This window comes from Streptomyces sennicomposti, from assembly GCF_019890635.1.
In the GTDB taxonomy this organism is placed as follows: domain Bacteria; phylum Actinomycetota; class Actinomycetes; order Streptomycetales; family Streptomycetaceae; genus Streptomyces; species Streptomyces sennicomposti.
The window spans coordinates 1-10,844 of record NZ_JAIOAB010000102.1 but is presented as its reverse complement, the minus strand read 5'-3'; the positions used below and the strand labels follow the sequence as shown (position 1 = coordinate 10,844).

Genomic DNA, 10,844 nt, shown 5'->3' with positions numbered 1-10,844 from the left:
AGCACCGCCGGCCCAGCCGGATGCACCGCACCACCGCCCGAGCGGCGGCCAGGGTGCCGAGGACGCCGGTGGTGCCGCCTCTTGGCGGCCGCAGTGCGGTCGGGCTCCCCGGCCGACACCGTTGGGGCGGGCCGTCCGGGCGTCTCTGCGGAGGCGGGACGACCCGCTTCCGGCGCAGGGTCCCGCCCGGCGACCGCAGGGCGGGCGGGCTGCCCGGCCGGCACCGTCGGGGCGGGGCGTGCGGGTGCCTCTGCGGAGGCGGGACGACCCGCTTCCGGCGCGAGGCCGGGCTGCCCGGCCGCCCCTACGGAGGCAGGCCGTCCGGCTCCCGCCACGGCGTCCCGCCTCCCGGCGACCCCCACGCGGGCGGGCTGCCCGGCCGGCACCGTCGGGGCGGGCCGTCCGGGCGTCTCTGCGGAGGCGGGGTGAACCGCTTCCGGCGCGAGGCCGGGGCGTCCGGGCGTCCCTGCGGGGGCCGGCCCACCCGTTGCCTCCTCGGGAGCCTGATTTCTGGCAGCCGCTGTGCGGGCTTCTTCGGGCCACGCCGTCGAGTCGGGCTGTCCGGCAGGCGCCGGGCGGTGGGGTTTCCCGGGCGCCGCTGCGGAGGCGGGTTGTCCGGCCGCCGCCGGGCGGTGGGGGATCATGCCGCTGGGGTGAATCGGTGGCGGCGGAAGCGGGGGTCTTGGCTCTCCGCCTCGCGGGTTTCGCGGCGGGCCGCGCGGCGGGCGCGGGCCACGGAGCGGGCCAGCCGGGCCTGCTCGGCCTCGCGGCGCAGTTCGGCGGAACGGAGCTGGTGGTACTCGTACTCGAGCATGTCGTGTCCCTGGTGAGTGAGAGGTGGTCCGGTCCTGTCCGGTCTCCGCACCGCTTCGGTGCGATGGGTCAACCCTCGTCTCCCAGGGGGGCCGCCGGCATCGGGAGAGTGCCGCATCTTGGGCAGCGATCCACGTCCTTAGGCATGCCCGAGGGGGTCCTTAGGACCGCCGTAGGGAGGCGTACGGCGGCGCTGAGGACCCCCTCGGGGGCTTACCGGAGGCCCGGGGGCCGGGCGGTGCCGCTCAGCTGGTGGACGGCAGGCCGAGCAGGGCGTCGGTGTACTTCAGTACGGCCAGCAGCAGGCCGATGACGCCGAGGACGACGCCCGCCCAGGCCACCGACTTGATCCACGGCGCCTGCGGTGCGCGCGGCGCGCCGAACGCGGGCCGGGCCAGGACCACGACGCCCACGACCATCGCGACGAGCGCGAACACCCCCGCCCACAGCGCGGTGGTGTGCCAGGCGTCGCCGTAGACCTCCTTGATCTGCGTGGCGACGCTCGCGGAGGTGGGGGTCCGCAGCTGGCCGATCAGCTGCTCGCGTGCGGCGGCGACGGTCCCGAGCCAGCCGCCGCTGAGCGAGACGACGCCGAGCGCGGCGGCGACGACGGCGCCGGCGCCCTGGCCGACCCCCGAGGGGGCCGGCTTGCCGTCACCGGCCGGGTCGGCGGCGTCGGTGGGGTCCTCTTCCGAGTCGGCCACCTCGTCGGTGGCCCCGGCGGAGGCCGTCTCGCCGGAGTCGGCGGGCTCGCCCGTGGCTTTCTCGGTGGCCGTCGCGGCCGGGGCGGCGTCGGACCCGGTGGCCGTGGCCGTCTCCGTCGCCGTCGCCTCACCGCCGTCCGTGGTGTTCTCGGTGAGGGCGGACCCGGTGGGGCCCGTACCCTCCTGGTCGGTGGTGGTCTCGGCTGCGGTCTTCGTTCCCATGCCCCGCACCGTACGGACGCTCTCTGAGAGGTCCCTTAATGATCGTCAGCGCTCGGCGCGCGCCGTACGCGCGCGTGCCGCACGCCACTCGGGGGCGAGCACCGCCCACACCTCCATGTCCTGGCGTACGCCCCGGTAGGGGAAGCTCTCGCGCAGGACGCCCTCGCGGGTCAGACCGAGCCGCCGCGCCGCGTTGACGCTCGGCTCGTTGGCGGAGGAGGCGTGCCACTCCACGCGGTGCATCCCGCGCTCGTCGAACGCCCAGTCGATCAGCACGCGCGCGCCGCGTGTGACGAGCCCGCGTCCGGTCCCGGCCGGTTCCAGCCAGCAGCCGATCTCGCACATGCCGGTCGCCGTGTCGAAGATCCGGAACAGCAGCCCGCCAACCAGGACGCCGTCCAGCCACAGCCCGTGCAGGAAGCCGGTGCCGGCGGCGTGCTTGTCCGCGTACGCCTGGAGCAGGGCGCGCGCGGAGTCCGCGTCCGTGGCGTTCGCCCCGAAGGGGATGTGCCGGGTGATGAAGTCCCGTCCGCGGTCCAGGTGCGCGAGGAACTCCTCGGCGTGCCACGGCTCCAGCGGGCGCAGTTCCGCCCCGTCGTCACCCAGCGATATCGCGTACATCCCGTTGCCGCTCCTTCTCGAGTTCCGCCACGATGTCGCCGAGCCTCTCATGGGCGGCGCGGCACTCGGGCGGCTCGATGCTGATGCGGGGCAGTACGCGGTCCAGCCGGCGCGGCAGCCACCAGTTGGCGCGGCCGAGCAGATGCATCAGGGCGGGCACGAGCAGGGTGCGCAGCACGAACGCGTCGAGCGCGACGGCGGCGGCGAGCGCGATGCCAAACATGGCGATCACCCGGTCGCCGCCGAGCACGAAGGAGAGGAAGACGGAGATCATGATGACGGCCGCGGAGTTGATCACCCGGCTGGTCTCGGCGAGGCCGACGCGTACGGCCCGCCGGTTGTCGCCGGTCTCCAGCCACTCCTCGTACATCCGGCTGACCAGGAAGACCTGGTAGTCCATGGAGAGCCCGAACAGCACCGAGACCATGATCACGGGCAGGAACGGCTCGATGGGCCCGGCCCGCCCCAGGCCCAGGAACTCGCTGCCCCAGCCCCACTGGAAGATCGCGACGACCACGCCGAACGCGGCGGCGACGGCGGCGATGTTCATCGCGGCGGCCTTGAGCGGGATGCCCACGGACCGGAAGGCGAGCAGCAGCAGCACGCAGCCGAGGCCGACGACCACCCCGACGAACAGCGGCAGCCGGCCGACGATCACACCGGCGAAGTCGTCGTACCCGGCGGTGACGCCGCCGACCTGGACGTCGAGCGAGGTGCCCGTCTCGGCGCGCGGCAGCACCTCGGTGCGCAGCCGGTCGACCAGGTCGCTGGTGCGCTGCGACTGGGGCGCGGAGTCGGGGACGACGGTCAGGTAGGCGGTGGTGCCGCCGCCGTTGTAGATGACCGGCGTGACCGCGGCGACGCCCTCGGTGCTGCGCAGGGTGGTGTCGAGGTCGTCCAGGGCGAGCCGGTCCTCGGCGTCGTCCACGCGGGTGACGAGGGTCAACGGCCCGTTGACGCCGGGGCCGAAGCCGTCGGCGACGAGGTCGTAGGCCCGCCGGGTGGTCGCCGAGGCGGGGTCGTTGCCCTGGTCGGAGGTGCCGAGGTGCAGGGAGAGCGTGGGCAGCGCGAGCACGGTGATCACGGCCAGGGCGAGAACACCGAGGAGCTTGGGGTGGCGTTCCACGAAGGCCGACCAGCGGGCGGCGAACCCGGTGGGCAGCTCGGGTTCGGGGCCGTGCTCGGCCAGCCGGCGCCGCTCGCGGCGGCTGAGGGCGCGTGGGCCGATGAAGGACAGCAGGGCGGGCAGCAGGGTCACCGAGGCCGCGACCGTCAGGGCGACGGTCGAGGCGGCGGCGACCGCCACGCCGTTGAGGAAGCCGAGCCGCAGGATCAGCATGCCGAGCAGGGCGATGCAGACGGTGGCACCGGCGAAGACGACGGCGCGGCCTGTAGTGGCGACGGCGTTGGTGGCCGCCTCGGCGGTGGTGAGGCCGCGTTTCAGGCCGCGCCGGTGCCGGGTCACGATGAACAGCGCGTAGTCGATGCCGACGCCGAGGCCGATCAGCATGCCGAGCATGGGCGCGAAGTCGGCCACCGTCATGGCGTGGCTCAGCAGTTCGATGGCGCCGTAGGCGGTGCCGACGCTGACCAGCGCGGTGGCGATGGGCAGCAGGGACGCGACGAGCGAGCCGAAGGCGAGCAGGAGCACCACGGCGGCCACGGCCACGCCGACGATCTCGGCGAGGTGCCCGCCCGAGGACTGGGTCCCGCCGATCGCGCTGCCGCCGAGTTCCACCTGGAGTCCGTCGCCCTGGGCGGCCTTCGCCGCGCCGACCACCGCCCGCGCCTGCGACTCGGGGATGTCCTGGGCGGCGTGCGCGAACGTGACGGTCGCGTACGCGGTGTGCCCGTCGGCGCTGATCTGGCCGGCGCCCCGGCCCTGGTACGGGCTGACCACGGAGGCCACCCCGGGCAGCGTCTCGATGCGGTCCAGGGTGCGGGTCATCGTCTGCTCGACGTCGGCGGCGCGCACGGTGCCGGAGTCGGTGCGCCACACCACGGTGTCGCTGTCGCCGCCGAGGCCGGGGAAGCCCTCACGCAGCAGCTGGGTGGCGCGGCCCGACTCGGTTCCGGGGACCTCGTAGTCGTTCGAGTACGCCGGGCCGGCGACGGCCGCGGCGACGGTGATCCCGCCGAGGGCGAGGAGCCAGAGCAGAACGGTGACGAGGCGGTGCCGGACACACCAACGCGCTAGGGCTGCCACGAACGTGCTCCCAGGTGACGATTTGTGGATCTTTGACCGGGAACAGTCGTCCATGAACGGAACGGCCCGCAAAGAACGCATGAGCAAGGTGACAACACTCTTGCAGGCTAATGTGATCGTTTACCGTGTTCGTGGCGTTATTCACATCATTCCGGACGGCACGTCCCGGAGGGCGTCACCGGGTGGGGGCCACTCCGGTCAGCGAGGCGGCGGTCAGGGAGGCGGCGGGTCAGTCGAACTGGTCGCCGAGTGCCATCACCATCACCCCGGCGATCATCAGCCACAGCGCCCGTCGAGTACGGCCCCGGAAGCCGAGCAGGGACGCCAGCGCGCAGACGGCGGCGCCGGCGGCGTAGGCGGCGCCGACGGGGGCCGGGGCCGCGCCGGTCAGCCGCAGCAGCGACGCGGCGAGCCCGGCGAGGGCCAGCAGCGCGCCGGCCCCGCCCGCCGTCCAGCGCGCCCTGCGGGCGACCTCGGCGGGGTCCTGCAGATCGCCGTCGCCCTCGCCGTCCTCGTCGGCGACGGCGTCGGCGTCGGCGTCGGCGTCGGCGTCGGCGTCGGCGTCGGCGAGGGGGCCTTCGGTGGGTTCTTCGGTGACCGTGCGGGGTGCGGCCCCGGTGTCGTTCTGCGGGCCGGAGGCTTCGACGCCGTCCGGCCGGGATATGGCGGCGGGGGTTTCGGAATCGACGCGTCCACTCATGGCGGGCGAGCGTAGCCGCCGCCCCCGGCGCGGTCGGCAGCGGGGGCGGCCTGCCGGGGTCGGCGCGGTCGGCAGCGGGGGCGGCTTGCCGGGATCGGGACGGCGGCGGGCGCCTGCCCGGCCTCGGTGCGGCCGGAGGCGGACCTGTCTTCCGGCCGGGCACCGCAAACGGTGGTCTCCGGCCCTGAGGCACGCGAACCGACCAGCTCCGTCTCGTCCGACGCGGACCCGACCGGCACCGTCTCGCCCGTCGCGGACCCGACCGGCACCGTCTCGCCCAACACGGGCTCGACGGGCGTCGGGCGGTGGCCTGCCCGGCCTCGCGCGGCGGGCGGCCGACGGCGGGCGGCGGGCGGCGGGCGGGCGGCGGAAGCGAGACGGGCGGCGGAAGCGAGACGGGCGGCGGAAGCGAGACGGACCGTTGCCGTCTCGGGGCGCGCACCCCCGGCCGTGTGCCCCTCCGGGGCTCTCCGCGTGTGCCCCCTCCGCACGTGCCCCGTACGTCCCCCGCGCCGCCCCGGCGCTGGACGGCCGAAGGGCGCGTCCCGGTGTGGACCGGGGCGCGCCCTTCGGGGTGGCGGGTCGGGCGGGGCCCGGCGTCGCCTTGTCGGTGCTACTCGGAGACGCCCAGCTTCTCCAGGATCAGCTCCTTGACGCGGGCCGCGTCGGCCTGGCCGCGAGTGGCCTTCATGACCGCGCCGACCAGCGCGCCCGCCGCTGCGACCTTGCCGCCGCGGATCTTGTCCGCGATGCCGGGGTTGCCGGCGATGGCCTCGTCCACGGCCGTGCCCAGCGCGGAGTCGTCGGAGACGACCTTCAGACCGCGCTTGTCGACGACCTCGTCCGGGGTGCCCTCGCCCGCGAGGACGCCCTCGATGACCTGGCGGGCCAGCTTGTCGTTCAGGTCGCCGGAGGAGACCAGCTCGGTCACCCGGGCCACCTGCGCGGGCGTGATCGCCAGCTCGTCCAGGGCCTTGCCGGACTCGTTGGCGCTGCGCGCCAGCTCGCCCATCCACCACTTGCGGGCGGAGGCCGCGTCGGCGCCGGCCTCGATCGTGGCGACGATCGGGTCCAGCGCGCCGGCGTTGAGGATGGCCTGCATGTCGGTGGCCGAGATGCCCCACTCCGCCAGCAGACGGGTGCGGCGGGCCAGCGGCAGCTCGGGCAGCGCGGCGCGGATCTCCTCGACCCACTCGCGCGCGGGGGCCACGGGCACCAGGTCGGGCTCCGGGAAGTACCGGTAGTCCTCCGCCTCCTCCTTCACGCGGCCCGAGGTCGTGGACCCCGTGTCCTCGTGGAAGTGGCGGGTCTCCTGGATGATCGTGCCGCCGGAGGAGAGCACCGCGGCGTGCCGCTGGATCTCGAACCGGGCGGCGCGCTCGACGGACCGCAGCGAGTTGACGTTCTTCGTCTCGCTGCGGGTGCCGAACTTGTCCGCGCCCTTGGGCATCAGCGACAGGTTCACGTCGCAGCGCATCTGGCCCATCTCCATACGGGCCTCGGAGACGCCGAGCGCGCGGATCAGCTCGCGCAGCTCGCGGACGTAGGCCTTGGCGACCTCGGGGGCCCGCTCGCCGGCGCCGACGATCGGCTTGGTGACGATCTCGATCAGCGGGATGCCGGCGCGGTTGTAGTCCAGCAGGGAGTGGGACGCGCCGTGGATACGGCCGGTGGCGCCGCCGACGTGCGTCGACTTGCCGGTGTCCTCCTCCATGTGGGCGCGCTCGATCTCCACGCGGAAGACCTCGCCGTCCTCCAGCTGCACGTCGAGGTAGCCGTCGAAGGCGATCGGCTCGTCGTACTGGGAGGTCTGGAAGTTCTTCGGCATGTCCGGATAGAAGTAGTTCTTCCGGGCGAAGCGGCACCACTCGGCGATCTCGCAGTTCAGCGCGAGGCCGATCTTGACGGCCGACTCGACGCCGGTCGCGTTGACGACCGGGAGCGCGCCGGGCAGGCCGAGGCAGACCGGGCAGGTCTGGGTGTTCGGGTCGGCGCCGAGCGCGGTCGAACAGCCGCAGAACATCTTGGTGGCGGTGCCGAGTTCGACATGGACCTCGAGGCCCATGACGGGGTCGTACGACGCCAGCGCGTCCTCGTACGACACCAGGTCGGTCGTGGTGGTCACGGTGAAAACTTCCCTCTCAGCCCAGCAGGACGTCGTCGTCGCCCAGCCGCTTCAGCTCGCGGTAGAGGATGGCGAGGCCGGTGACGATCGCGACGGCGGACACGGTGGCGTCGATCAGGCGCAGCGTGTCGTGCTCGGCGCGCGCCTTCTTGATCTGCTTGGCGACGCCGAACGCGCCGAACGCGGTGGTGCCCATGGACAGGTACGTGCCGGACTTGGACTTCTTGAAGCCCTTGGCCTTCGACAGTGCGTTACTCACAGCGACGGAGCCTCCTCGAGCAGCGGGTGTCCCCACTTTTCCACGAACGCGGCCTCGACGGCGGCGCCCACCTTGTAGAGGCGGTCGTCCTTCATCACCGGGGCGATGATCTGCAGGCCCACCGGGAGGTTGTCCTCCGGGGCGAGGCCGCAGGGCAGGGACATGGCCGCGTTGCCCGCCAGGTTGGTCGGGATGGTGCACAGGTCGGCGAGGTACATCGCCATCGGGTCGTCGGCGCGCTCGCCGATCGGGAAGGCGGTGGTCGGGGTCGTCGGGGAGACGATCACGTCGACCTGCTCGAACGCCGTGTCGAAGTCCTGCTTGATGAGCGTACGGACCTTCTGGGCGCTGCCGTAGTACGCGTCGTAGTAGCCGGAGCTGAGCGCGTAGGTGCCGAGCATGATGCGGCGCTTGACCTCGGGGCCGAAGCCCGCCTCACGGGTGAGGGAGGTGACCTCTTCGGCCGAGTGGGTGCCGTCGTCGCCCGTACGGAGGCCGTAGCGCAGGCCGTCGAAGCGGGCGAGGTTGGAGGAGCACTCGGACGGCGCGATCAGGTAGTACGCCGACAGCGCGAGGTCGAAGGACGGGCAGTCCAGCTCGACGATCTCGGCGCCCAGCTCCTTCAGCAGTTCGACGGACTCGTCGAAGCGCTGCATGACGCCGGGCTGGTAGCCCTCGCCGCGGAACTGCTTGACCACGCCGACGCGCATGCCCGCCACGCTGCCGTTGCGCGCGGCCTCGACCACCGGCGGGACCGGGGCGTCGATGGAGGTGGAGTCCATCGGGTCGTGGCCGGCGATCACCTCGTGCAGCAGCGCCGCGTCCAGCACCGTACGGGCGCAGGGGCCGCCCTGGTCCAGGGAGGAGGAGAAGGCGACCATGCCGTAGCGGGAAACGGCGCCGTAGGTCGGCTTGACGCCGACCGTGCCGGTGACGGCGGCCGGCTGGCGGATGGAGCCGCCGGTGTCGGTGCCGATGGCCAGGGGCGCCTGGAAGGAGGCGAGCGCGGCGGAGGAGCCGCCGCCGGAGCCGCCGGGGATCCGGGTGAGGTCCCAGGGGTTGCCGGTGGGGCCGTAGGCGCTGTTCTCGGTGGAGGAGCCCATCGCGAACTCGTCCATGTTGGTCTTGCCGAGGATGACCACGTCGGCGGCCTTGAGCCGCTTGGTGAGCGTCGCGTCGTACGGCGGGATCCAGCCCTCGAGGATCTTGGAGCCGACGGTGGTCGGCACGCCCTCGGTGGTGAAGATGTCCTTCAGCGCGAGGGGGACGCCGGCCAGCGGGCCGAGCTTCTCGCCGCGCGCCCGCTTCTCGTCCACGGCGCGGGCCTGGGCGAGGGCGCCCTCGCGGTCGACGTGCAGGAAGGCGTGCACCTTCTCGTCGACGGCCTCGATGCGGGCCAGGTGCGCCTCGGTGACCTCGACGGCCGTCAGCTCGCCGGAGGCGATCTTCTCGGCGGTCTCGGCCGCGGTGAGCTTGATGATGTCCGTCATGGCTTACTCCTCCCCCAGGATCTGCGGCACCTTGAAACGCTGCTGCTCCTGGGCCGGGGCGCCGGAGAGCGCCTGCTCGGGGGTGAGCGACGGACGGACCTCGTCCGCGCGCATGACGTTCGTCAGCGGCAGCGGGTGGGAGGTCGGCGGTACGTCTCGGTCGGCGACCTCGCTGACGCGGGCCACCGCGCCGATGATGTCGTCCAGCTGTCCCGCGAAGTGGTCGAGCTCTTCGGGCTTCAGCTCCAGACGCGCCAGCCGGGCGAGGTGGGCGACCTCCTCGCGCGTGATGCCAGGCATGCAGCGTTCCTCTGGGGTGAGTGTGTGTGGTTTGGAGCCAATCCTATGGGGCGGGGCCCTATGCCCGTGCAGCGGTTTCTCCGCGTTGCCCGGGCGGGGCGTTCCGCGGCGCCGCCCCGCGCCCCGGCCGGGTCGATGGGGGCGGCCCGACGGGACGACGACCAGGTCGCCGCGCTCGGCGGTGACGACGTCGTCACCGGAGAGCAGTTCGGCGTCACGGACGATCACGGACTCGTCGGACTTCGGTACGCACAGCGACATCGCGGCTTCCCCTCGTGCGAGTTCGGGCTCAGCCTCCGTGCGAGGCCGCACGAGGCGCGGTCGCACGAGGTGCGGTCACACCGCGAAGAGCAGCGCGGCGCTGATCAGTACGACCACCGCGGTGGCGAAGTGGATTCCGAACGCGGTCGCCTTCGTCCCGCCGTTGCGCAGGACTATCAGGGTGTCGGCGAGCGGGATGAGCGCCACGCAGAGCATGAACCAGGCCTCGGCGCGGGCGCCGACGGCGGCCAGCAGGGCCAGCCCGATCACTCCGAGCGTGCCATCTCTCAGCCCCTTGACCGAGAGGTAGGCGCCGGCGTCGCCGCGCGGGTCGGCCGGGACGCCGTAGCCCGCCGCGGCCGGGGCGGGTTGGAACAGGAAGCGGTAGCCGAGGAACAGGCAGAACAGGTCGAGCAGGACGGCCAGGGTGTACGCGGTGACGGTCATGCCACTTCTCCTCATTGCTCGATTCGCTAGCGGCGCTAGCGACAAGAGCGACGCTACCAGAGCGGCGACAGAATGGCTAGCACTGCTAGAATCGTGGCCATGACGATCCAGAAGCGCCGAGAGCGCGAACGGGCGGAACGCGAGCGGCTGATCGTGAGGGTCGCTCGGGAGCTCGCGGAGGCGGAAGGCTGGGACTCCGTCACCACGCGCCGGCTGGCCGCCGAGGTGGAGTACAGCCAGCCGGTCCTCTACAGCCACTTCAAGGGCAAGGACGCCATCATGGCGGCGGTCGCCGTACAGGGCTGCGAGGAGCTGGCGGCCGAGCTGCGCAAGGCGCGGACGTCGGCCGGGAGCCCGCGGCAGGCGCTGGCGGCGGTCGGCGAGGCGTACACCGCCTTCGGCCGGCGGCGGCCCGCGCTGTACGACGCGATGTTCACCCATGCGGTGGACCTGCCGTTCGCGACACCGGAGGCGCCCGCCGCGCTGCACGAGGCGTTCGGCGAGCTGGCGAAGGCCGTCGAACCGGTCGCCGCCGAGGGCGACGAACCGGAGCTGCTGACGGAGACCTACTGGGCCGGGCTGCACGGCCTGGTCACCCTGATGCGCAGCGGCCGACTGCCCGAGGGCGGCCACGAACGCCGCCTCGCCCTGCTGATCGGCCACTTCGTGCCGGCGGGTATGGGGTGAGGGGCTGGG

The 10,844-nt window shown here is 73.3% G+C and carries 11 protein-coding genes; 1 reads left to right on the top strand and 10 read right to left on the bottom strand.

The genetic code is table 11. The features are described 5' to 3' along the window. Positions 1-640: 640 nt before the first annotated feature. The 10 genes from K7787_RS30785 to K7787_RS30740 form a co-directional block, all read right to left on the bottom strand. On the bottom strand, positions 641-814 hold the full coding sequence (locus K7787_RS30785; protein ID WP_019983063.1) for a hypothetical protein: 174 nt from the start codon (positions 812-814) through the stop codon (positions 641-643). A 244-nt stretch (positions 815-1,058) separates the two neighbouring features. Then, positions 1,059-1,739 (bottom strand): hypothetical protein, encoded by a 681-nt coding sequence (locus K7787_RS30780; protein WP_223003652.1) that lies wholly within the window; start codon positions 1,737-1,739, stop codon positions 1,059-1,061. A gap of 45 nt (positions 1,740-1,784) precedes the next feature. Continuing rightward, positions 1,785-2,360, bottom strand: a complete 576-nt coding sequence (locus tag K7787_RS30775; RefSeq protein ID WP_019983065.1) for a GNAT family N-acetyltransferase — start codon at positions 2,358-2,360, stop codon at positions 1,785-1,787. Continuing rightward, a complete protein-coding gene (locus K7787_RS30770) occupies positions 2,338-4,566 on the bottom strand; it encodes an MMPL family transporter (protein ID WP_223003651.1) in 2,229 nt (742 codons plus the stop codon). The genes K7787_RS30775 and K7787_RS30770 overlap by 23 nt, the downstream gene beginning before the upstream one ends. Positions 4,567-4,795: 229 nt before the next feature. Then, the gene (locus K7787_RS30765; RefSeq protein ID WP_223003650.1) at positions 4,796-5,266 is read right to left on the bottom strand and encodes a hypothetical protein; all 471 of its coding nucleotides are present in this window, start codon (positions 5,264-5,266) and stop codon (positions 4,796-4,798) included. 613 nt (positions 5,267-5,879) lie between these two features. Further along, positions 5,880-7,391, bottom strand: a complete 1,512-nt coding sequence (gene gatB / locus K7787_RS30760; protein ID WP_019983068.1) for an Asp-tRNA(Asn)/Glu-tRNA(Gln) amidotransferase subunit GatB — start codon at positions 7,389-7,391, stop codon at positions 5,880-5,882. Positions 7,392-7,407: 16 nt separating this feature from the next. Further along, positions 7,408-7,650: a hypothetical protein gene (locus tag K7787_RS30755; protein WP_019983069.1), complete on the bottom strand. Its 243-nt coding sequence runs from the start codon at positions 7,648-7,650 to the stop codon at positions 7,408-7,410. Further along, a complete protein-coding gene (gatA, locus tag K7787_RS30750) occupies positions 7,647-9,140 on the bottom strand; it encodes an Asp-tRNA(Asn)/Glu-tRNA(Gln) amidotransferase subunit GatA (RefSeq protein WP_223003649.1) in 1,494 nt (497 codons plus the stop codon). The genes K7787_RS30755 and gatA overlap by 4 nt, the downstream gene beginning before the upstream one ends. A gap of 3 nt (positions 9,141-9,143) precedes the next feature. Further along, positions 9,144-9,440 carry an Asp-tRNA(Asn)/Glu-tRNA(Gln) amidotransferase subunit GatC gene (gatC, locus tag K7787_RS30745; RefSeq protein WP_009190762.1) on the bottom strand — a complete coding sequence of 99 codons (297 nt, stop codon included), beginning with the start codon at positions 9,438-9,440 and terminating at the stop codon, positions 9,144-9,146. 336 nt (positions 9,441-9,776) lie between these two features. Then, positions 9,777-10,148 (bottom strand): DUF4267 domain-containing protein, encoded by a 372-nt coding sequence (locus tag K7787_RS30740; protein ID WP_009190760.1) that lies wholly within the window; start codon positions 10,146-10,148, stop codon positions 9,777-9,779. 99 nt (positions 10,149-10,247) lie between these two features. Here K7787_RS30740 and K7787_RS30735 point away from each other — a divergent pair, with 99 nt between their 5' ends. After that, complete coding sequence (locus tag K7787_RS30735; RefSeq protein ID WP_009190759.1) at positions 10,248-10,835, top strand: TetR/AcrR family transcriptional regulator; 588 nt, start codon at positions 10,248-10,250, stop codon at positions 10,833-10,835. The last annotated feature ends 9 nt before the right edge of the window (positions 10,836-10,844 follow it).